The organism is Citrobacter braakii (assembly GCF_009648935.1).
Classification (GTDB): domain Bacteria; phylum Pseudomonadota; class Gammaproteobacteria; order Enterobacterales; family Enterobacteriaceae; genus Citrobacter; species Citrobacter braakii.
In genome coordinates this window covers 2,770,443-2,793,143 of sequence record NZ_CP045771.1, presented here as the reverse complement: position 1 = coordinate 2,793,143, position 22,701 = coordinate 2,770,443, and the positions used below count along the sequence as shown (strand labels likewise).

Annotated in this window: 14 protein-coding genes; 9 read left to right on the top strand and 5 right to left on the bottom strand. The window is 54.6% G+C overall.

Annotation, left to right across the window (positions count from 1 at the left end; genetic code table 11):
- Positions 1 to 389: 389 nt before the first annotated feature.
- Positions 390 to 1,973, top strand: a complete 1,584-nt coding sequence (locus GFC06_RS12860; RefSeq protein WP_019077138.1) for a TerC family protein — start codon at positions 390 to 392, stop codon at positions 1,971 to 1,973.
- A 44-nt stretch (positions 1,974 to 2,017) separates the two neighbouring features.
- On the opposite strand, the gene asmA is transcribed toward GFC06_RS12860, so the two are convergent.
- The 3 genes from asmA to udk all read right to left on the bottom strand — a co-directional run bounded on the left by asmA (position 2,018) and on the right by udk (position 5,208).
- Positions 2,018 to 3,868 (bottom strand): outer membrane assembly protein AsmA, encoded by a 1,851-nt coding sequence (asmA, locus tag GFC06_RS12855; RefSeq protein WP_153690216.1) that lies wholly within the window; start codon positions 3,866 to 3,868, stop codon positions 2,018 to 2,020.
- 25 nt (positions 3,869 to 3,893) lie between these two features.
- Positions 3,894 to 4,475 (bottom strand): dCTP deaminase, encoded by a 582-nt coding sequence (gene dcd / locus GFC06_RS12850; RefSeq protein ID WP_016153598.1) that lies wholly within the window; start codon positions 4,473 to 4,475, stop codon positions 3,894 to 3,896.
- A gap of 91 nt (positions 4,476 to 4,566) precedes the next feature.
- Complete coding sequence (gene udk / locus GFC06_RS12845) at positions 4,567 to 5,208, bottom strand: uridine kinase (protein WP_003036776.1); 642 nt, start codon at positions 5,206 to 5,208, stop codon at positions 4,567 to 4,569.
- Positions 5,209 to 5,523: 315 nt separating this feature from the next.
- Here udk and GFC06_RS12840 point away from each other — a divergent pair, with 315 nt between their 5' ends.
- Complete coding sequence (locus GFC06_RS12840) at positions 5,524 to 8,853, top strand: diguanylate cyclase (RefSeq protein WP_019077140.1); 3,330 nt, start codon at positions 5,524 to 5,526, stop codon at positions 8,851 to 8,853.
- On the opposite strand, the gene alkA is transcribed toward GFC06_RS12840, so the two are convergent.
- A complete protein-coding gene (gene alkA / locus GFC06_RS12835) occupies positions 8,821 to 9,690 on the bottom strand; it encodes a DNA-3-methyladenine glycosylase 2 (protein WP_103766507.1) in 870 nt (289 codons plus the stop codon). The two genes, GFC06_RS12840 and alkA, sit on opposite strands and share 33 nt — an antisense overlap.
- 136 nt (positions 9,691 to 9,826) lie before the next feature.
- On the opposite strand from alkA, the gene yegD reads away from it, so the two are divergent.
- The gene (yegD, locus tag GFC06_RS12830; protein ID WP_016156931.1) at positions 9,827 to 11,179 is read left to right on the top strand and encodes a molecular chaperone; all 1,353 of its coding nucleotides are present in this window, start codon (positions 9,827 to 9,829) and stop codon (positions 11,177 to 11,179) included.
- Between the two features lie 99 nt (positions 11,180 to 11,278).
- Here the strand turns inward: yegD and GFC06_RS23245 are convergent, their stop codons facing one another.
- Entirely contained in the window at positions 11,279 to 11,338 is a 60-nt protein-coding gene (locus GFC06_RS23245; RefSeq protein WP_109017525.1) for a type I toxin-antitoxin system Ibs family toxin, read from the bottom strand.
- Positions 11,339 to 11,617: 279 nt separating this feature from the next.
- Between GFC06_RS23245 and GFC06_RS12820 the strand changes: the two genes are divergently transcribed.
- From GFC06_RS12820 to baeR, 6 genes are read left to right on the top strand one after another with little or no spacing between them, the layout of a single operon-like run.
- Positions 11,618 to 12,865 (top strand): MdtA/MuxA family multidrug efflux RND transporter periplasmic adaptor subunit, encoded by a 1,248-nt coding sequence (locus GFC06_RS12820; protein ID WP_049281957.1) that lies wholly within the window; start codon positions 11,618 to 11,620, stop codon positions 12,863 to 12,865.
- Positions 12,865 to 15,987, top strand: a complete 3,123-nt coding sequence (locus tag GFC06_RS12815; protein ID WP_016153603.1) for an MdtB/MuxB family multidrug efflux RND transporter permease subunit — start codon at positions 12,865 to 12,867, stop codon at positions 15,985 to 15,987. The genes GFC06_RS12820 and GFC06_RS12815 overlap by 1 nt, the downstream gene beginning before the upstream one ends.
- Positions 15,988 to 19,068 (top strand): multidrug efflux RND transporter permease subunit MdtC, encoded by a 3,081-nt coding sequence (mdtC, locus tag GFC06_RS12810; RefSeq protein ID WP_016153604.1) that lies wholly within the window; start codon positions 15,988 to 15,990, stop codon positions 19,066 to 19,068.
- Positions 19,065 to 20,477, top strand: a complete 1,413-nt coding sequence (gene mdtD, locus GFC06_RS12805; RefSeq protein WP_153690215.1) for an MFS transporter — start codon at positions 19,065 to 19,067, stop codon at positions 20,475 to 20,477. Before mdtC ends, mdtD begins: the two co-directional genes overlap by 4 nt.
- The gene (gene baeS / locus GFC06_RS12800; protein ID WP_016153606.1) at positions 20,477 to 21,880 is read left to right on the top strand and encodes an envelope stress sensor histidine kinase BaeS; all 1,404 of its coding nucleotides are present in this window, start codon (positions 20,477 to 20,479) and stop codon (positions 21,878 to 21,880) included. The genes mdtD and baeS overlap by 1 nt, the downstream gene beginning before the upstream one ends.
- Positions 21,877 to 22,599, top strand: coding sequence for an envelope stress response regulator BaeR (gene baeR, locus GFC06_RS12795; RefSeq protein ID WP_019077149.1), 723 nt, complete (start codon positions 21,877 to 21,879; stop codon positions 22,597 to 22,599). The genes baeS and baeR overlap by 4 nt, the downstream gene beginning before the upstream one ends.
- Positions 22,600 to 22,701: the final 102 nt, after the last annotated feature.

The window sequence follows — 22,701 nt, the reverse complement described above, 5'->3', positions numbered from 1 at the left end:
GGGAACGCATCAGGAATAGCGCCGCTGGTTGATAAGGAAATATTTATCTTTTGATTATTACCGGAGGAATTGTTGCAGCTAAGCGAATATCAGGCAAGGTAACAAGTTACCGACAACTTGCTTTTAAGATTAATATTAAGCGTTGAATTTGTATATTTTTAGGATTTTATTGATATTGACAACGTTAATATAGAAATATCCCACCTGCGATATTTCTTAAAGAGCTTTGAATTAATAATATTATTTCCTGTAGTTACATTAAGGCTAATATCCCGTACCTGGTTGTAATAGGCTACAGAGAAATCCCTCCTCGCCATTGCATTTTTCGCCAGTTTTACCCATGATCGAATTGTGACAATTGTCATACAACTATGGGTATAGCATTTACTATGGAATGGATTGCCGATCCGTCAATCTGGGCCGGACTCGTCACGCTAATCGTGATCGAACTTGTTCTTGGCATTGATAATCTTGTTTTTATTGCCATCCTCGCGGAGAAACTGCCTCCTGCCCAGCGGGATAAGGCGCGTATTACCGGGCTACTGCTGGCGATGGTCATGCGCCTGCTGCTGTTGGCATCAATATCATGGCTGGTAACGCTGACCACGCCGCTGTTCAGCATTCGCGGCCTGAGCTTCAGCGCGCGCGATCTGATCATGCTGTTCGGCGGTTTCTTCCTGCTGTTTAAAGCCACCATGGAGCTAAACGAACGGCTTGAAGGCAAAGACAGCGAGAACCCGACCCAGCGTAAAGGCGCTAAGTTCTGGGGCGTCGTCGCGCAAATAGTCGTGCTGGACGCCATCTTCTCCCTGGATTCCGTCATTACCGCCGTGGGGATGGTCGATCACCTGGCGGTAATGATGGCCGCGGTGATTATTGCCATCAGCCTGATGGTGCTTGCCAGCAAGTCGCTGACGCGCTTTGTCAACAGCCATCCCACTATCGTCATTCTGTGCCTGAGCTTCTTGCTGATGATTGGTTTCAGTCTGGTCGCCGATGGGTTTGGTTTCCATATTCCGAAAGGTTACCTGTACGCCGCCATCGGCTTCTCGGTCATGATAGAAGCATTGAACCAGTTAGCTATCTTTAACCGCCGTCGCTTCCTGTCAGCCAACCATACCCTGCGCCAGCGCACCGCCGAGGCGGTAATGCGACTGCTGAGCGGGCAAAAAGAAGACGCCGAACTGGATGCCGAAACCGCGGCAATGCTGGCAGACCATCATGAAGGCCAAATTTTTGCCCCTCAGGAACGGCGGATGATTGAACGTGTGCTGAACCTTAATCAGCGTACGGTCAGCAGCATCATGACCTCGCGCCATGATATTGAGCACATCGACCTCAATGCCCCGGAAACAGAAATCCGCGCTTTGCTGGAAAAAAACCAGCATACGCGTCTGGTAGTCACCGGCGAAGATGAGCAGGAAGACTTGCTGGGCGTGGTGCATGTCATCGACCTGCTACAGCAATCTCTTCGCGGCGAGCCGCTCGACTTACGCGTCTTGATTCGCCAGCCGTTGGTGTTCCCGGAAACTCTGCCGCTGCTTCCGGCGCTTGAGCAGTTCCGTAACGCCCGGACGCACTTCGCTTTTGTGGCCGATGAATTTGGGTCAGTTGAAGGGATTGTAACGCTCAGTGACGTGATGGAAACCATCGCCGGTAACCTGCCAAATGAGGTAGAGGAGATTGACGCCCGCCATGACATTCAGAAAAACGCAGATGGTTCATGGACCGCTAACGGACACATGCCGTTGGAAGATCTGGTGCAGTACGTGCCTATCCCGTTAGATGATAAGCGTGAATATCACACCATTGCCGGACTGTTAATGGAGTATTTGCAGCGCATCCCGAAAACCGGGGAGGAAGTTCAGGTCGGCGACTATCGACTAAAAACCCTGCAGGTGGAAAATCATCGCGTGCAAAAAGTCCAACTGATACCGCTGCACAGTGAAGAAGAGATGGATTACGAGGTGTAAATCACGAGCCGGAGGCGGCATCAACCGCCATCCGGCAATATGAATCAGAGTTTATCCAGCAACTTTTTAACATCTTTACCGTTGCGGGAGTCTTTATTGCGATCGGCCCAATCGTTAAGGCGACGTTTCGCTTCATCCTGCAAATGCTTACGCAAAATCTGGTCGACTTGCAGACTGTAGTTTAGCGCCTGCCACTGACCGTAGACTCTGAGAGGAACCGGGGTAGCCTTCAGGAAGTTAATCAGCTTACTTTCGCCATCCCAGCCACCCAGCACGCGAATGTTAAACAGCGTGTCGCAATTCAGCTTCACCAGATCCAGCGTTCCCTTGCCGGTCAGCGCCAGCATCGCCGACTCACCCGCCATGTTATCCAGCGTAACCTCGCCGTTATCCAGCGTCATATCGGTTACAAAATGATCCAACCGGGTCACGTTATCCAGGTTTTGCTGAGCTTTAACATCCCCACCGCTACGTTCGACGGCCTGTTGTATCATCTGCTGGAAGTTCATTCCTTCCATTCGCGTATCGCTCATTTCGACATGGGCCTGCCCTTGCCAGCTATGACGAAACGCCTGGGCATCAATATCTGAGCCAGAGAAATCCCCTGCCAGTGACAGCTTACCGGTGAGGGCGATGGGGTAGTCGAAGGCTTTCAGGATAGTACCAATTTCTACGCCTTCCAGGCGCGGATGGAAGACCGCTCGCGGCTGTCCTTTTCTGGCATCCAGCATACCAGGAAGCGACACCAGCCCGCCGTCACTTTTCCCCTGCAACTGCGTAACGTTCAACAAGCCGAACTGGTTGTCAATTTTTGCCGAGACATTGTCAAACGCCATTTTCCGCCACAGCACTTTGTCAGCTTGCAAAGCGATGTCTGCCGAAAATCCCTTCAGTCCCTGATACGAAACGGCATCAACCTGGGAAGCAATGACGGGGCGCGCCAGCGTTGACTGACTCTGACCTTGCTGAACCTCACCGTTCGTCGTCACAGCCTCACGTTGTACGAGCAGATTGTCCAGATTGAGCTGACCAAACCTCAGGTCGACGGCCCATTCTGGTTTATCCAACAATGTCACATGAACTTGCCCGGCGAGAGAGCTGTCGTTAGCGGTCAAATGAATCTGGCTAAACGCGAGCTGTTTTTTCTCTTCCAGCCACTGCGCCTGAAACTGTCCCTGGCCTTTGATCCCCTGCGCCGGTAGATCGGCCCCCTGCAATTGCCAGCTTAGCTGCTCAATATTCGCGGATAAGTTATGCGGATAGTCGGAGGCATCAACGCTGCCGTTGAAGGATAACGCGAGGTCACGCTGATCGCGGTTAACGCGCCCGGAGAAATCAAACGTGCCGCGGTGCTGGTTATCCTGTTCCATATCCAGACGAATATCGCGAACCGTGACCTGTTCATCGTCTTCATGCTGGAATACCAGAACGCTATCGGCAACACGCAGGCGGGCAATATCAAACGACCATCCTCTGTCTTCAGCCAGGTCGGGCAAGGTATTGTCTTTTGGGGCAACGGGCGCATCTTTGCCGCGCACCGCTTCAGTTTGCGGGGTCAGTTGAATCACCGCGCCTTTGAGCATCACCTGCTTCACGCTGAGCTGGTGACTCAACAGCGGCCACAACGCGACGTCAAGACGCATATTGTCGGCACGAATCAGGGGTTCGCTGGCGCCTTCAGCCGTTAACACCATGCGCCCCGAGAGGATACTCAGCTGAGGCCATACGTGCCAACGCAGAGGGCCATCCAACTGCAGCTGATATCCGCTACGCGCAGCAACCTGCTTGACCATATATGCGCGGAAATCATTCGGATTCACCAACAGTACTAACGCAGAAAAACCGGCCACCAGCACGACCAGTAGAATCATCAGCGTCGTCAGAAATCGTCTCATGCTATCCCCAATGGACTGAAAATACTCAGTCTTTATCGATCCGGCTGGCAACGGCGCCCTGCTGATCGCGATACTTTGCATCCTGACGACGGTTGTAAGGTCGCGCCGCCGGACCGGAAAGCGGTTCGAAGCTTAATGCGCCAATCGGCATGCCAGGACGCAGGGCCAGCGGTAGTTTTCCGGAGTTGTAAAACTCCAGTACGATGCAGCCAGACCAGCCCGGATCGATACGGTGTGCGGTGACGTGTACCATCAGTCCCAGACGCGCCAACGAAGAACGGCCATCTAACCAACCAACAAGATCGGAAGGCAGCGTCACGGATTCGAACGTCACTGCCAGCGCCAGTTCGCCCGGATGCAGGAAAAATGCCTCGCCGTCTTTGAGGACGATTTCATCACTCATCACGCGATCCAGCGCGGCGCTGACTTCATCTTTCGGTCCGCTCAGATCGATATACGCCGCCGTATGCCCGCGGAACGTACGGAATTTGTTGCCAAGGCGCACATCTACCGTGGCGCCGTTGATTCGCTCGACAGGAGGGCGTGGATTGATCGACAGACGACCTTGATCCAACCAGGCTTCAATATCTCGGTCACATAAACGCATGGCACTTTCTCCTTTCGTGCTTCAACCCCTTAATGCCAGGTGCATTAAGGGTGAACCAGGTTATCACTGAACGGTACACAATTCGCTGAACTTATTCAAAGAACTGACTGATTTTAGCCTTCAGAATATCGATGGCGATGCGGTTTTTACCCCCGCGCGGCACAATGATGTCGGCGTATTGTTTTGAAGGCTCAATAAATTGCAGGAACATCGGACGGACGGTTTTCTGATATTGCGCCATCACTGAATCCATTGAACGACCACGTTCGTTCACATCGCGCTTGATACGGCGCATCAGGCAAATATCCAGCGGGGTATCAACAAAAATAGAGAAGTTCATCTCATCACGCAAACGCGCATCCGTCAGCAGCAAAATGCCTTCCAGGATGATGACTTTCTTGGGTTCGATATGAATAGTGTCTTGCGTGCGCGTGTGCTCAACGTAGCTGTACACTGGCAGCTCAATGGCACTACCGCGTTTCAGCGTTTGCAGATGTTGGAACAGCAGGCTGTGATCCATCGCGTTCGGATGGTCGTAGTTGGTTTTTACACGCTCTTCCATCGATAGATGGCTTTGATCTTTGTAATAGCTGTCTTCGGGAATAACGCCAATATGTTCGTCACCGACTTGTTCACGCAATTCGCGATAAAGAGTACTGGCAATAAGACTCTTGCCGGAAGCCGATGCGCCGGCAATGCCGATAATGACGCACTGATGGGACTGATCAGTCATAAATTTAGCGACCTGATTAACCTGGATGTTAGGAAGGGCGGCGCCGAAACGCCAAACGCGGCAATTATAGGGATTTCAGCGGCGCGACGCCAGCCCAGGCTGCACCAATGCCTTCCCTGTCGCAAATTAAAACGGTCATATTTAAAGCATGCGCTACATTTATTCGCCAGCCTTAGTAATTAATAGCTTGAGAGTGTTAATTTATGAGCAGCTGGCGTATAAATTGTAAATTATTTGTACTAGCATAAACCCAGATTAAATGTGATGCGTCCGGCATCTCTACTGGGCGACAACGGCTATTTGGGTAGAGTGGTAATGAGTAAACAATCCCAACATGTTTTAGTTACCTTACCTCATCCTCTACTGCGCCTGGCCAGTTTAGGTCTGGTGGCTTTCATCTTTACGCTGTTCTCGCTGGAACTGTCTCGTTTCGGTGCGCAGCTGGCGCCGCTGTGGTTTCCGACCTCAATCATGATGGTGGCTTTTTACCGTCATGCGGGAAAAATGTGGCCGGGGATCGCGCTGGCGTGCTCATTGGGTAACATCGCGGGTTCTTTGCTCTTCTTCCCCGGCGAGTCACTTAGCTTTACCTACACGGCCATCAACATTATTGAGGCTGTCGTGGGGGCAATGTTATTGCGCAAACTGCTGCCCTGGTACAATCCTTTACAAAATCTCAACGACTGGGCGCGCCTGGCATTCGGCAGCGCAGTGGTCCCTCCGCTGCTGGGCGGCGTATTACTCTGGTTATTATTACCGCAAGAAACGTCGTTAAATACCTTCCTCATTTGGGTGCTGTCAGAATCCATCGGCGCGCTGGCGCTGGTACCATTAGGTTTACTGTTTAAGCCACATTATCTGCTGCGCCACCGCAATCCGCGATTACTGCTTGAAACTCTGATTACGCTTCTGGTGACGTTAACGTTCAGTTGGCTGTCGATGATGTTCATTCCATGGCCGTTTACCTGCGTTATTGTCCTGTTGATGTGGAGCGCTGTCCGTCTGCCGCGTATGGAGGCGTTTTTAATTTTCCTCAGCACCGTGATGATGGTTTCGCTGATGTTGGCCGCTGACCCTTCGCTGCTCTACACCCCCAAACAGAACATGATGACCAGCATACCGTGGCTGCCGTTTTTGATGATCCTGTTGCCAGCCAATATGATGACCATGGTGATGTACGCGTTTCGGGCAGAACGCAAGCACATCTCAGAAAGCGAAGCGCGCTTTCGCAATGCTATGGAATATTCCGCAATTGGCATGGCGCTGGTCGGGACCGAGGGGCAATGGCTACAGGCCAATAAAGCCTTGTGCCAGTTTCTGGGCTATAGCCAGGAGGAGCTACGTTCGCTCACCTTCCAGCAATTAACCTGGCCGGAAGATTTGAACAATGACCTCGAACAGTTAAACATGCTGGCGCGCGGGGAAATTAACAGCTATTCCATGGAGAAACGCTATTACACGCGCGCAGGCGAGGTGGTATGGGCCTTGCTGGCCGTTTCGCTGGTGCGCCATAGCGACACCACCCCACTCTACTTTATTGCGCAGATTGAGGACATTAACGATCTGAAGCACACCGAGTGGATGAACAAACGGCTGATGGAGCGCATTACGCTCGCTAATGAAGCCGGGGGGATCGGCATTTGGGAATGGGAACTGCAGCCTGATGTGATCAGTTGGGATAAGCGTATGTTCGATCTCTACGAAGTCCCGGCACATATCAAACCCAGTTGGCAAGTCTGGTATGAATGCGTTGTGCCTGAAGATCGCGAACACGCCGAAAATGTGATTCGCGATTCGCTGGCCGCACGAGCCCCGTTTAAGCTTGAGTTTCGTATCGCGGTAAAAGGTGGCATACGGCATATCCGCTCATTGGCCAACCGGGTACTGAATAAAGACGGTGAAGTTGAACGCTTACTTGGCATCAATATGGATATGACCGAGGTGAAGCAGCTCAACGAAGCGCTGTTCCAAGAAAAAGAGCGTTTGCATATTACGCTGGACTCCATCGGCGAGGCGGTGATTTGTATTGATGTCGACATGAATGTGACCTTTATGAATCCGGTCGCTGAGAAAATGAGCGGCTGGCAGCAGGAAAACGCAATTGGCATTCCGCTCCTGACGGTACTGCGTATTACTTTCGGCGATAACGGTCCGCTGATGGAAAATATCTACAGTGCCGACATGTCGCGTAAGGCAATGGAACAAGAAGTCGTCCTGCATTGTCGCAACGGCAACAGTTATGACATTCAGTACAGCATCACGCCCCTCAGCACCCTTGATGGCGGCAGCATTGGCTCAGTGCTGGTTATTCAGGATGTCACCGAGTCACGTAAGATGCTGCGCCAGCTTAGCTACAGCGCTTCGCATGACGACCTGACGCAGTTGGCCAATCGGGTCAGCTTTGAAAACCATCTCAAACAGTTGCTGCATACGGTGCACGACGCGCACCAAAGTCATGTGCTGGTTTTTATCGATCTTGATCGTTTTAAAGCGGTGAACGATAGCGCAGGTCATGCCGCAGGCGATGCCCTGCTGCGCGAACTCTCTTCACTGATGCTAAGCATGCTGCGGTCCAGCGATATGCTGGCGCGCCTTGGCGGCGACGAGTTTGGTCTGTTGCTGCCAGATTGTAATATCGAAAGCGCCCGCTTCATTTCAGGTCGCATCATCAGTGCTATTAACGATTACCACTTCATGTGGGATGGCCGCTTGCACCGCATTGGCGCCAGTGCGGGAATTACGCTGATTGATGACAAAAACCATATCGCGACTGACGTCATGTCTCAGGCGGATATCGCCTGCTACGCGGCGAAAAACAGCGGACGTGGGCGTGTCTGCGTCTATGAACCCCAGCAAAGCCAGGCGCATGCCGCGCGTAGCCAACTGTCATTGGACGAACAAAAGCATACCATTATGCATAGCCCCATGCTGATGATCGCCAGAGGCGTGGCTTCTCCACGTATACCTGAGACGTTTAGCTTCTGGCTTATATCGCTACGCTTAGGGACCGCTGAAGGCGAAGTGATTGAAGAGCAAACATTCCGTACCGGGCTGGTCGATCCCACATTGAATCAAGCGCTCGACCGTCGGGTATTCAGCGAATTCTTCCAGAATGCTGCCCCGGCAGTCGCCAGCAAGGGCCTCAGTGTTGCGCTCCCCCTTTCCGCCGCCGGGCTGCTCAATTCAGAACTTGTTGATGAGCTGCTGGAACAATTGCAACATAGCCCGTTACCGCCACGGCTGCTGCACCTGACCGTTCCGGCCAGCGTCATCAAAACGAATCCAACGCAGGCGATATCCGCCCTGCATCGGCTACGTCAGTTCGGTTGTCGAATTGTGTTAAGTCAGGTCGGTCGTGATTTAGAGCTTTTTGACAATCTGAAATACCACATTGTCGATTACCTGTTGCTTGACAGCGAGCTAAGCGCCAGCGCTCACGGAGACCTGATTGACGAGATGTGGGTGTCCATTATCCAGGGACATGCCCAGCGTCTGGACATTAAAAGCATCGCCGGTCCGGTGCAGTTGCCGCTTATCATGGATGCGCTTTCTGGCATCGGTATTGACATGATTTATGGCGACATTATTGCCAACGCCCAACCGTTGGATCTGCTACTGAATACCAGTAATTTCGCCATCAACTGACGGTTGCCAGCCATCCGTGTACCAGATATGCAAGAGTGCATAGGAGCGCCAGGGTTTCCAACGCTCTGCATACCGCCGGATCTGGGCTGGCGTCATGCCGGGAAAACGCTGTTTAATCAGATAATCATCCGGCAGAAAAACATCCTTCGCCTGCCAACCACGCAGCGCAAAATAGTTGGCGGTCCAGCGCCCTATTCCGGGAAACGTTTGTAGTTGCTTAACGCCTTGCTCAATATCGTCAGGCGCTACTGTCGCAAGCGTTCCTTCAAGCGTTGCACGCGCCAGGTGAATCAACGCTTCAGCGCGTTTGAGCGGCATCCCTAACGCTTTCAGGTGCAGCGGTTCGGCGTCAGCAAGCGCTTCAGGCATGGGAAAACAAACATAACCTGGCGCATCCTCCAGCGTGTCGCCATAAGCATGGGCGACTTTCGCCGTCAGTTTTGCCGCCATAGCCACGCTGACTAACTGCCCTAAAATCGCCCGTACCCCTTGCTCAAAAGCATCGACACATCCCGGCAGGCGCAGTCCCGGACGCGCCGCACCAAGGCTTCCCAGCGCGCTGACTATTTGCTGCGGGCAACAGGTAAGATCAAACAAGCGGGTTATTTTCGCCAGGCACTCGGGGGCGACGGGTTGTAATCCCGAACTTAACGTCACGTGTAGCACATTGGCGTGCAAATCCGGTACGACGCGCACCAGACCCCGATGCTCCCCTACGGACAGGCTTCTGGCATAACTCAGTTCCTCCACCGTTTCGACACCGTTAACCGCACGGGCGGCAAGAAATCCCAGCATCCAGGGCCAGTCATAAGGCGGTTGCCAGCTCAGCGTGAACATTCAGTTTTCCTTTTTATGCAAACCTACAGCATAAACGGTATTCAATCGATGCGCCTTGCTTTCATATTCCAGTTGTCGGAGCGTCAACATTTCGTTAAAGTCACGCCCCTTCTTCACTGGCATGGGGATTTTTACGGTGTTTATTGGTTTTGACTACGGTACGGCAAACTGTTCAGTGGCCGTTATGCGTGACGGGCAGCCTCACCTGCTCAAAATGGAAAATAACAGCACGCTTCTGCCTTCAATGCTGTGCGCGCCAACGCGCGAAGCGGTCAGCGAGTGGCTGTATCGCCATCACGACATCCCAACCACGGACGACGAAACGCAGGCGCTGCTTCGCCGCGCGATGCGCTATAACCGCGAAGAAGACATCGACGTTAACGCCAACAGCGTGCAGTTCGGTCTGGCATCGCTGGGTCAATATATTGAAGACCCGGAAGAGGTGTACTTCGTTAAATCGCCAAAATCATTTTTGGGTGCCAGCGGTCTGAAGCCGCAGCAGGTTGCGCTGTTTGAAGATCTGGTCTGCGCGATGATGCTGCACATACGCAACCAGGCACAAAATCAGTTGCCGGAAGCCATCACCCAGGCCGTTATTGGTCGTCCCATCAACTTCCAGGGGTTAGGGGGCGATGATGCCAACGCCCAGGCGCAGGGTATTCTTGAACGTGCGGCCAAACGCGCCGGTTTTCAGGATGTCGTCTTCCAGTACGAGCCGGTAGCGGCGGGTCTGGATTACGAAGCCACGCTGCAGGAAGAAAAACGCGTGCTGGTGGTGGATATTGGCGGGGGTACAACCGACTGTTCACTGCTGCTGATGGGGCCGCAATGGCATCAGCGCGCCGATCGCGAAAACAGCCTGCTGGGGCACAGCGGCTGCCGCGTTGGCGGGAACGATCTGGATATTGCGCTGGCGTTTAAACATCTGATGCCGCTGCTCGGTATGGGGGGAGAAACGGAAAAAGGGATCGCCTTACCTATTCTGCCCTGGTGGAACGCGGTCGCGATCAACGATGTTCCCGCGCAAAGTGACTTCTACAGTAGCGCCAACGGTCGCTTGCTCAACGATCTTGTCCGCGACGCGAAAGAAGCCGATAAAGTCGCCCTACTGCTTAAAGTCTGGCGCGAGCGTCTGAGCTATCGCCTGGTGCGCAGCGCAGAAGAGAGCAAAATCGCGCTTTCCGATCAGACCATTGTGACGGCGGCGATACCGTTTATCAGCAACACGCTGGCAACCGATATCAGTCAACACGGGCTGGAAGCTGCGCTCAATCAGCCCCTGGCGCGCATTCTGGAGCAGGTTCAACTGGCGCTGGAAAACGCGCAGGAAAAACCGGACGTGATTTACCTGACCGGCGGTAGCGCGCGTTCGCCGCTGATTAAAAAAGCCCTCGCCCAGCAACTTCCCGGGATTCCGATCGCGGGGGGCGATGATTTCGGTTCCGTTACTGCCGGACTGGCCCGCTGGGCTGACGTTGTTTTCCGCTAAGCGGCTCGCATGCTGAAAAGTACGCGTATTGACATCACCATTGCTGTGGCTTATTTACAGGAGTGAGGGTTAGGGAGAGCTTCTCCTCCCCCTGGTGTCTTAGTAAGCCGGTAAGCTAATCACTAAGAGTATCACCAGGATGATGACCTGCTTCATCATAACCCTTTCCCTATTTTGGCCCCTTCCTCGGGAGGGGCTTTTCCGTTCCAGCGTCCCGCTGAAATCTCTGGCTTTCCTCCTTTTTGCCTTGTCAGCACTCTTACGCACAATCACGTATTCGCTATCTTCACCACCGATTGTTGCGTAACGCTTCGCAAAGCCGCATCGGCATTCAGACGAATCCCGACAGTGTTTCATAATTCCTCCATTTTTCTCCCTTGTTCGCTGGCTAAACTAGTATCATTCCGCGAATCGTTTCAGGATGAGAAACTTATAACAATGAAAGGCAGTAAAAAATCCCGCTGGGTGATAGCAATCGCGATCGTTGTGGCCACCGTCGCCGCCATCTGGTTCTGGCAAAGCCGTAACGACGCCCAGGAAAACGCACCGGGCGCGACCAAACCAGCGCAGCACACGCCAGGTTCGGGACGGCGTGGAATGCGCTCCGGGCCGTTGGCTCCCGTTCAGGCTGCCACCGCCGCCATGGAAGCCGTTCCGCGTTACCTGACAGGACTGGGTACCATTACTGCCGCAAATACCGCCACGGTACGTAGCCGGGTGGATGGTCAGCTCATTGCCTTACACTTCGAGGAAGGACAGCAGGTAAAAGCCGGCGACCTGCTGGCAGAGATAGATCCCAGCCAGTTCAAAGTTGCTCTGGCTCAGGCGCAGGGCCAACTGGCCAAAGATAAAGCCACGCTGGCAAATGCCCGTCGCGATCTTGCCCGCTATCAACAGCTGGTGAAAACTAATCTGGTCTCCCGCCAGGAGCTGGATGCCCAGCAGGCGCTGGTAAATGAAACATTAGGGACAATCAAAGCCGATGAAGCCAGCGTCGCCAGCGCCCAATTGCAGCTTGACTGGAGCCGGATAACCGCGCCTGTAGAGGGGCGTGTCGGTCTGAAGCAGGTCGACGTCGGTAACCAAATTTCCAGCGGCGATACCACCGGAATCGTCGTCATTACGCAAACCCATCCTATCGACCTGATATTCACCTTGCCTGAAAACGACATTGCCACCGTGTTGCGGGCGCAAAAATCGGGGACTCCGTTAAAGGTCGAAGCCTGGGACCGAACCAATTCGCAAAAACTGAGCGAAGGCGTCCTGCTCAGTCTCGACAATCAGATTGATGCCACGACCGGAACCATCAAAGTTAAAGCCCGTTTTGACAATCAGGATGATGCTTTATTCCCTAACCAGTTCGTTAACGCCCGCATGCTGGTCGACACGGAACAAAACGCCGTGGTGATCCCAACGGCCGCCCTGCAGATGGGCAATGAGGGCCATTTTGTCTGGGTGCTGAACAGCGAGAATAAAGTGAGCAAACATCTGGTTAAACCAGGTATTCAGGATAGCCAAAAAGTAGTGATCGCCGCCGGGTTGTCCGCAGGTGATCGGGTCGTAACCGACGGTATTGACCGCCTGACGGAAGGCGCAAAAGTAGAAGTTGTAGAGGCGCATGACGCCTCAGCTCAGGACCAGAAAACTGCGCCCCGCGGATACGGCAAAAAAGGAGCTAACTCCTGATGCAGGTGTTACCTCCGCACAACACAGGCGGGCCATCACGCCTGTTTATTCTGCGACCTGTCGCCACCACGCTGCTGATGGTCGCGATTTTGCTTGCCGGTATTATCGGTTATCGTTTCCTGCCGATCGCTGCCTTACCGGAAGTCGATTACCCCACGATTCAGGTCGTTACGCTGTACCCTGGCGCCAGCCCGGACGTCATGACCTCGGCGGTAACCGCGCCGCTTGAGCGTCAGTTCGGACAGATGTCCGGCTTAAAACAGATGTCCTCGCAAAGTTCCGGCGGCGCATCGGTCGTCACGTTGCAGTTTCAACTGACACTCCCGCTGGATGTTGCCGAGCAGGAAGTTCAGGCGGCGATTAACGCCGCCACCAATTTATTACCGGGCGATCTGCCCAATCCGCCAGTCTACAGCAAGGTAAACCCGGCAGATCCACCGATCATGACGCTGGCGGTCACGTCCAGCGCCATGCCGATGACGCAGGTGGAAGATATGGTCGAAACCCGCGTCGCGCAGAAAATCTCTCAGGTTTCCGGTGTCGGTCTGGTAACACTTTCCGGCGGGCAACGACCGGCGGTCCGCGTGAAGCTTAACGCACAGGCTATTGCCGCACTCGGTCTGACCAGCGAAACCATCCGTACAGCCATTACCGGGGCTAACGTCAATTCGGCAAAAGGGAGTCTTGATGGCCCAACGCGTGCTGTCACCCTTTCCGCCAACGACCAGATGCAGTCCGCAGACGAATATCGCCAGCTCATCGTGGCCTATAAAAACGGTGCGCCGGTTCGTCTGGGCGATGTCGCCACCGTCGAACAAGGGGCAGAAAATAGTTGGCTGGGCGCATGGGCCAATAAGCAACAAGCCATTGTAATGAATGTTCAGCGCCAGCCTGGGGCGAACATCATCTCCACGGCAGACAGTATCCGTCAAATGCTGCCGCAGCTCACCGAAAGCCTGCCCAAATCAGTTAAGGTCAGCGTGCTTTCGGATCGTACGACCAATATTCGTGCGTCCGTTGCAGACACCCAGTTTGAGCTAATGCTGGCGATTGCGCTGGTGGTGATGATCATCTACCTGTTCCTGCGCAATATTCCGGCGACGATTATTCCTGCGGTCGCCGTTCCGCTGTCGCTCATCGGCACCTTCGCGGTGATGGTATTTCTTGATTTCTCCATCAATAACCTGACCCTAATGGCGCTAACCATCGCGACAGGATTCGTAGTGGATGACGCTATCGTGGTTATCGAGAATATTTCACGCTATATCGAAAAAGGCGAAAAACCGCTGACTGCCGCCCTGAAGGGGGCTGGTGAGATTGGTTTTACCATCATCTCTCTGACATTTTCGCTAATCGCCGTGCTGATCCCGCTGTTGTTTATGGGTGATATCGTTGGCCGATTATTCCGCGAGTTTGCCGTTACGCTGGCCGTGGCAATTCTGATTTCCGCCGTCGTCTCGCTCACCCTCACGCCGATGATGTGCGCGCGCATGCTTAATCAGGCCTCGTTGCGCAAGCAAAACCGCTTTTCCCGTGCCTCGGAGCGTATGTTCGATCGCGTCATTGCCGGGTACGGTCACTGGCTGGCAAAAGTGCTGAACCATCCGTGGCTCACGCTGGGCGTGGCGCTCGGCACGCTGGCACTGAGCGTTATGTTATGGGTCTTTATCCCCAAAGGATTCTTCCCGATCCAGGACAACGGCATCATCCAGGGTACGCTGCAGGCGCCGCAGTCCAGTTCATTTGCCAGCATGGCCCAGCGCCAGCGCCAGGTTTCCGATGTCATCCTTCAAGATCCGGCGGTAGAGAGCCTGACCGCTTTTGTCGGCGTGGATGGTACTAATCCGGCATTGAACAGCGCGCGTCTGCAAATCAACCTTAAGCCGCTGGACGATCGCGACGATCGCGTGCAGAAAGTGATCGCACGCCTACAGGACGCGGTTGACAGAGTACCCGGCGTTGATCTCTATCTTCAGCCCACCCAGGACCTGACGATTGATACCCAGGTCAGCCGGACGCAATATCAGTTTACGCTGCAAGCAACGTCCCTTGATGCCCTCAGCACCTGGGTTCCACAGCTGTTAGAAAAACTACACCAGCTACCGCAACTGTCCGATGTCAGTAGCGACTGGCAGGACAAAGGGCTGGTGGCGTATGTGAACGTCAATCGCGATAGCGCCAGCCGTTTAGGCATCAGCATGGCGGATGTCGATAACGCCCTGTACAACGCCTTCGGCCAGCGACTGATTTCAACCATCTACACCCAGGCCAACCAGTATCGCGTCGTATTGGAACATGACACCAACAGTACGCCGGGGCTTGCTGCACTGGACACTATCCGTCTGACCAGCAGCGACGGCGGCGTGGTTCCGCTTAGCGCAATCGCCAGCATTGAACAGCGTTTCGCTCCGCTGTCGATTAACCACCTCGATCAGTTCCCGGTCACCACCATCTCGTTCAACGTACCGGACGGTCATTCGCTGGGCGATGCGGTGCAGGCAATTCTGGATGCCGAAAAAACGCTCAATCTGCCAGCAAATATTACCACCCAGTTCCAGGGCAGTACGCTCGCTTTCCAGGCCGCACTGGGTAATACCATCTGGTTGATTGTGGCTGCGGTTGTCGCGATGTATATCGTCCTCGGCGTGCTGTATGAGAGCTTTATTCACCCGATTACCATTCTCTCCACGCTACCCACGGCGGGCGTCGGCGCCCTCCTGGCGTTAATGATTGCCGGCAGTGAACTGGACGTCATCGCGATTATCGGCATTATTTTGCTCATCGGTATCGTCAAGAAAAACGCCATCATGATGATCGACTTCGCCCTTGCCGCGGAGCGCGAACAGGGCATGACCCCACGCGACGCTATTTTCCAGGCCTGTCTGCTGCGTTTTCGCCCGATTCTGATGACTACGTTGGCGGCACTGCTCGGCGCGTTGCCGCTGATGTTAAGTACCGGCGTGGGGGCCGAATTACGTCGTCCATTAGGAATTGGTATGGTCGGTGGTCTGCTGGTAAGCCAGGTATTAACCCTGTTTACCACCCCGGTGATTTATCTGCTGTTTGACCGTCTGTCGCTGTACGTGAAAAGCCGCTTCCCGCGCCAGGAAGAGGAAGCGTAGATGAAATTTTTCGCGCTTTTCATTCATCGTCCGGTGGCGACCATTCTCATTTCGGTGGCCATCACCCTGTGCGGGATACTGGGCTTTCGTCTGCTGCCGGTAGCTCCGCTGCCGCAGGTGGATTTCCCGGTGATCATGGTCAGCGCATCATTACCCGGCGCTTCCCCTGAAACGATGGCGTCTTCGGTAGCCACCCCGCTGGAGCGCTCACTGGGGCGCATCGCGGGCGTGAACGAAATGACCTCGAGCAGTTCCCTTGGCAGTACGCGCATTATTCTTGAATTCAAATTCGACCGTGACATCAATGGCGCGGCGCGGGATGTTCAGGCCGCGATTAACGCAGCGCAAAGCCTGCTACCCAGCGGCATGCCAAGCCGCCCCACGTACCGCAAAGCCAACCCTTCCGATGCGCCAATCATGATCCTGACGCTCACGTCGGACACTTACTCGCAGGGTGAGCTGTACGATTTCGCATCAACCCAATTAGCACAGACCATCGCGCAAATCGACGGCGTGGGTGACGTCGACGTTGGGGGCAGCTCTCTGCCTGCCGTGCGCGTAGGGCTTAACCCGCAAGCGCTGTTTAATCAGGGCGTGTCGCTGGACGACGTGCGTAGCGCGATTGCTAACGCCAATGTGCGTAAGCCGCAGGGAGCCATCGAGAATGATACCCACCGCTGGCAGGTACAAACCAACGATGAGCTGAAAACCGCCGCCGAGTACCAGCCGATTATCATCCACTACAATAACGGCGCTGCGGTGCGGCTGGGCGATGTTGCGTCTGTGAGCGACTCGGTGCAGGACGTACGTAACGCGGGGATGACCAACGCTAAACCGGCTATCCTGCTGATGATCCGCAAGCTGCCAGAAGCCAATATTATTCAGACGGTAGACAGCATTCGGGCCAAATTACCGGAGTTACAAACGCTGGTCCCGGCCGCCATCGATCTGCAAATTGCCCAGGACCGTTCACCGACCATTCGCGCCTCGCTGGAGGAAGTCGAACAGACGCTGATTATCTCCGTTGCGCTGGTTATTCTGGTGGTCTTTGTTTTCCTGCGCTCCGGGCGCGCGACCCTGATCCCTGCGGTAGCGGTTCCGGTCTCGCTGATCGGTACCTTTGCCGCCATGTATCTGTGCGGATTCAGCCTGAACAACCTGTCATTAATGGCGTTGACCATTGCCACGGGATTTGTCGTTGATGACGCGATCGTGGTGCTGGAAAATATTGCCCGCCACCTGGAAGCGGGAATGAAGCCACTGCAGGCGGCGCTACAAGGTACGCGCGAAGTGGGATTCACGGTGCTCTCAATGAGCCTGTCGCTGGTAGCGGTGTTCCTCCCGCTGCTGTTAATGGGCGGATTGCCTGGGCGCTTGCTGCGCGAATTTGCCGTCACGCTGTCAGTTGCTATCGGTATCTCGCTGCTGGTGTCGCTGACATTAACGCCAATGATGTGTGGCTGGATGCTCAAATCCAGCGCCCCGCGTGAACAGTCTCGTAAACGAGGTTTTGGTCGTGTGCTGGTGGCACTGCAACAGAGTTACGGCACTTCGCTTAAGTGGGTGCTGCGCCATACGCGACTGGTGGGCGTGGTGTTACTTGGCACCATTGCGCTGAATATCTGGCTTTATATTTCCATCCCCAAAACCTTCTTCCCGGAGCAGGATACGGGCGTGTTGATGGGGGGGATTCAGGCCGACCAGAGCATCTCTTTCCAGGCGATGCGCGGCAAACTGCAGGACTTTATGAAGATCATCCGCGACGACCCGGCGGTGAATAACGTCACCGGATTTACCGGCGGTTCCCGGGTTAACAGCGGGATGATGTTTATCACCCTCAAGCCACGCGATGAGCGCGGTGAAACCGCTCAGCAGGTGATCGACCGCCTGCGCGTCGCGCTTGCAAAAGAGCCTGGCGCGAATCTGTTTCTGATGGCGGTGCAGGATATTCGCGTCGGCGGCCGCCAGGCCAATGCCAGCTATCAATACACATTGCTTTCCGACGATCTGGCGGCACTGCGCGAGTGGGAGCCGAAGATCCGTAAGGCGCTTGCCGCCCTGCCCCAACTGGCGGATGTCAACTCAGATCAGCAGGACAATGGCGCGGAAATGAACCTGGTCTACGATCGCGACACCATGTCTCGTCTGGGGATCGACGTTGCAGCCGCTAACAGCCTGTTGAACAACGCGTTTGGACAACGGCAAATTTCAACTATTTATCAACCGATGAACCAGTACAAAGTGGTGATGGAGGTCGATCGACGTTACACCCAGGATATCAGTGCGCTGGATAAAATGTTCGTCATCAACAATGACGGTAAGGCAATCCCGCTATCGTACTTTGCCAAATGGCAACCGGCGAATGCCCCGCTGTCGGTAAACCATCAGGGCTTGTCCGCTGCCTCAACCGTGTCGTTTAACCTGCCAACAGGTTCTTCACTGTCTGAGGCGACAGAGGCTATCAACAGAACCATGACCCAGCTCGGCGTCCCCTCCACGGTTCGCGGTAGCTTTGCCGGCACGGCACAGGTATTTCAGGACACCATGAACTCACAGGTGATCCTGATTATCGCCGCCATTGCCACGGTCTACATCGTTCTGGGTATGCTGTATGAAAGCTATGTTCATCCCCTGACCATTCTCTCCACGCTACCTTCAGCTGGCGTCGGGGCTTTGCTGGCGCTTGAGCTGTTCAATGCCCCGTTCAGCCTAATCGCCCTGATAGGGATAATGCTATTAATTGGCATTGTGAAGAAAAATGCCATCATGATGGTCGATTTTGCGCTGGAAGCGCAGAGAAACGGCAAGCTGCAGCCGGAAGAAGCCATTTTCCAGGCCTGCCTGCTGCGCTTTCGCCCAATCATGATGACCACGCTGGCGGCGTTGTTTGGCGCGCTGCCGCTGGTGTTATCCGCCGGGGATGGCTCCGAACTACGTCAACCTTTGGGGATAACCATTGTCGGCGGGCTGGTCGTGAGTCAACTCCTGACGCTGTACACCACGCCCGTGGTCTATCTCTTTTTCGACCGTCTGCGTCTGCGTTTTTCGCGTAAAAACAGCAAACCGGTAGCAGAGTTATGACAGAACTTCCCGACAGCACCCGCTGGCAGCTTTGGATTGTGGCATTCGGCTTTTTTATGCAGTCGCTGGATACCACCATCGTGAATACTGCGCTTCCCTCGATGGCGGCAAGCCTCGGGGAAAGCCCGTTACACATGCATATGGTCATTGTGTCATATGTTTTAACCGTTGCCGTGATGCTGCCCGCCAGCGGATGGCTGGCGGACAAAGTTGGCGTGCGTAATATCTTCTTCACCGCCATCATCCTGTTTACGCTTGGCTCGCTGTTTTGCGCCGGGTCTAGCACACTCAACGAGCTGGTGATAGCGCGCGTCTTACAAGGCATTGGCGGTGCGATGATGGTGCCGGTCGGCAGGCTAACGGTGATGAAAATCGTCCCGCGTGAGCAATATATGGCGGCGATGACGTTTGTCACATTGCCCGGTCAGATTGGCCCGCTACTGGGACCGGCATTAGGCGGTATTCTGGTTGAGTACGCCTCCTGGCACTGGATATTTTTGATTAACATTCCGGTTGGTATTGTCGGCGCGATAGCGACGTTAATGCTGATGCCCAACTACACCATGCAAACCCGACGCTTCGATCTCTCCGGATTTGCGATGCTGGCAGTCGGCATGGCGGTACTGACGCTGGCACTTGATGGCAGTAAAGGAACCGGCATCTCCAGTCTCTCGCTGGCAGCGTTGGTTATCTGCGGAGTGCTGGCTATTGCGCTGTATCTGAAACACGCCCATCGTAATCCACGCGCGCTGTTCAGCCTGAATCTGTTTCGCACACCGAGCTTCTCGCTGGGTCTTTTCGGCAGTTTTGCCGGACGCATCGGTAGCGGTATGCTGCCGTTTATGACGCCGGTGTTTTTACAAATAGGCCTCGGTTTTTCCCCCTTTCATGCCGGGCTGATGATGATCCCGATGGTGCTCGGCAGTATGGGCATGAAGCGCATTGTGGTGCAGGTCGTTAACCGCTTTGGCTACCGTCGCGTACTGGTCGCTACAACGCTTGGCCTGTCGCTGGTCAGTCTGCTGCTGATGACCACCGCGTTGCTCGGCTGGTATTACGCCCTGCCCTTCGTACTGTTCTTACAGGGAATGGTCAACTCAACGCGCTTTTCATCCATGAACACCCTGACGTTAAAAGACCTGCCTGACGATCTCGCCAGCAGTGGTAACAGCCTGCTGTCAATGATCATGCAGCTGTCGATGAGTATCGGGGTGACCATCGCGGGACTGCTGCTAGGTATGTTCGGTCAGCAGCATAGCGTCATCGACAGCGGAAGTACGCATACCGTCTTTATGTATACCTGGCTGTGCATCGCATTCATTATCGCGCTGCCCGCCATTATTTTTGCCCGCGTGCCGAACGACACGCAAACCAACGCGGTGATTTCACGGCGCAAGAGGAGCACCTGATGAAGTTCTGGCGGCCCGGTATCACCGGCAAACTGTTTCTGGCGATTTTCGCCACCTGCATCGTATTGCTGATCAGCATGCACTGGGCCGTACGCATAAGCTTCGAACGCGGTTTTATTGACTATATCAAGCACGGTAACGAACAGCGGCTGCAAATGCTCAGCGACGCATTAAGCGAGCAGTATGAACAGCACGGCAACTGGCGATTCTTACGCAATAACGATCGGTTTGTTTTTCAGATCCTGCGCTCTTTTGAACACGACAACGACGATGATAAACCCGGCCCCGGCATGCCGCCGCACGGCTGGCGTACGCAGTTTTGGGTTGTCGACCAAAATGCCCGCGTGCTGGTCGGTCCGCGTGCTCCGGTTCCCCGTGACGGTATGCGCCATCCGATCCGCGTCAACGGTAGCGAAGTCGGTGCCGTGATTGCCTCTCCCGTGGAACGCTTAACGCGCAATACGGATATCAATTTCGACATGCAGCAAAGGCGTTCCAGTTGGCTCATCGTCGCGCTCTCCACGATCCTGGCGGCGCTGGCAACGTTTACGCTGGCGCGCAGCCTGCTGGCCCCGGTCAAGCGGTTGGTAGAAGGCACGCACAAACTGGCGGCTGGCGATTTCACCACTCGCGTTGCGCCGACCAGTACGGATGAGCTGGGCAAGCTGGCGCAGGACTTCAACCAGCTTGCCAGTACGCTGGAAAAAAACCAGCAGATGCGTCGTGACTTTATGGCCGATATTTCTCACGAACTGCGTACGCCGTTAGCGGTGTTGCGCGGTGAACTGGAGGCCATTCAGGATGGCGTACGCCAGTTCACCCCTGACTCCGTTGCCTCTTTGCAGGCTGAAGTGGGTACGCTCACCAAGCTGGTGGACGATCTGCATCAGCTCTCCATGTCTGATGAAGGCGCGCTGGCCTACCAGAAAACATCGCTGGATCTCATCCCGCTGTTGGAAGTGGCAAGTGGCGCATTTCGTGAACGCTTTGCCAGCCGTGGACTGACGATACAACTTTCACTCCCGGACAGCATGACGGTATTTGGCGACAGGGATCGTCTGATGCAGTTGTTCAACAATCTGCTGGAAAACAGTCTGCGCTACACCGACAGCGGCGGCGGGCTGCACATCAGCGCCGAACAACGCGAGCGTATGGTTTTATTAACCTTCGCTGATTCCGCTCCCGGCGTAAGTGACGACCAGTTACAGAAGCTGTTTGAACGCTTTTATCGCACCGAAGGCTCGCGTAACCGTGCCAGCGGTGGTTCCGGGCTGGGGCTGGCAATTTGCGTCAATATCGTACAGGCGCATAATGGTCTGATTCGCGCCGCCCATTCGCCTTTTGGCGGGGTTAGCATTACAGTAACATTACCGCTGGAACGCGATTTACAGAGAGATGTATGACTGAGTTACCCATTGATGAAAACACGCCGCGTATTCTGATCGTGGAAGACGAGCCCAAGCTGGGGCAACTGCTTATCGACTATCTGCGTGCGGCAAGCTACGCTCCTACGCTCATCAGCCACGGCGATCTGGTTCTTCCTTACGTGCGTCAGACGCCGCCCGACCTGATCTTGTTGGATCTGATGCTGCCTGGTACCGACGGCCTGACTCTGTGCCGGGAAATCCGCCGATTCTCTGAAGTCCCCATCATGATGGTAACCGCCAAGATAGAAGAAATTGATCGCCTGCTGGGGCTGGAGATCGGTGCGGATGATTATATTTGCAAACCCTACAGCCCGCGTGAAGTTGTTGCTCGCGTGAAGACGATTCTGCGCCGTTGCAAGCCGCAGCGCGAACTGCAACAGATGGATGCTGACAGCCCGTTGATCGTCGATGAAGGTCGTTTTCAGGCGTCCTGGCGTGGGAAAATGCTCGACTTAACGCCTGCTGAATTTCGCTTACTCAAAACGTTGTCGCATGAACCGGGAAAAGTGTTCTCCCGTGAACAGTTGCTCAATCATCTCTATGACGATTACCGTGTCGTTACCGACCGAACCATCGACAGCCATATTAAGAACCTGCGACGCAAGCTGGAATCGCTGGATGCGGAGCAGTCGTTTATCCGCGCGGTCTATGGCGTAGGGTATCGCTGGGAAGCCGACGCCTGTCGAATTGCGTAAACACTCCCATCCTGCAGGACTCCGCGGCTTCGTGGAGTCCTGTTGACTAGCAACTCTCCAAATATCGCTCATACTCTTTGTGGCAACACTGTCGTCAATAAC

What these genes read in the sequence shown, in the direction of transcription:
- GFC06_RS12860 (WP_019077138.1), top strand. Translation starts at nt 390, where the DNA reads ATGGAATGGATTGCCGATCCGTCAATCTGGGCCGGACTCGTCACGCTA.
- asmA (WP_153690216.1), bottom strand. Translation starts at nt 3,868, where the DNA reads ATGAGACGATTTCTGACGACGCTGATGATTCTACTGGTCGTGCTGGTG.
- dcd (WP_016153598.1), bottom strand. Translation starts at nt 4,475, where the DNA reads ATGCGTTTATGTGACCGAGATATTGAAGCCTGGTTGGATCAAGGTCGT.
- udk (WP_003036776.1), bottom strand. Translation starts at nt 5,208, where the DNA reads ATGACTGATCAGTCCCATCAGTGCGTCATTATCGGCATTGCCGGCGCA.
- GFC06_RS12840 (WP_019077140.1), top strand. Translation starts at nt 5,524, where the DNA reads ATGAGTAAACAATCCCAACATGTTTTAGTTACCTTACCTCATCCTCTA.
- alkA (WP_103766507.1), bottom strand. Translation starts at nt 9,690, where the DNA reads ATGTTCACGCTGAGCTGGCAACCGCCTTATGACTGGCCCTGGATGCTG.
- GFC06_RS12820 (WP_049281957.1), top strand. Translation starts at nt 11,618, where the DNA reads ATGAAAGGCAGTAAAAAATCCCGCTGGGTGATAGCAATCGCGATCGTT.
- GFC06_RS12815 (WP_016153603.1), top strand. Translation starts at nt 12,865, where the DNA reads ATGCAGGTGTTACCTCCGCACAACACAGGCGGGCCATCACGCCTGTTT.
- mdtC (WP_016153604.1), top strand. Translation starts at nt 15,988, where the DNA reads ATGAAATTTTTCGCGCTTTTCATTCATCGTCCGGTGGCGACCATTCTC.
- mdtD (WP_153690215.1), top strand. Translation starts at nt 19,065, where the DNA reads ATGACAGAACTTCCCGACAGCACCCGCTGGCAGCTTTGGATTGTGGCA.
- baeS (WP_016153606.1), top strand. Translation starts at nt 20,477, where the DNA reads ATGAAGTTCTGGCGGCCCGGTATCACCGGCAAACTGTTTCTGGCGATT.
- baeR (WP_019077149.1), top strand. Translation starts at nt 21,877, where the DNA reads ATGACTGAGTTACCCATTGATGAAAACACGCCGCGTATTCTGATCGTG.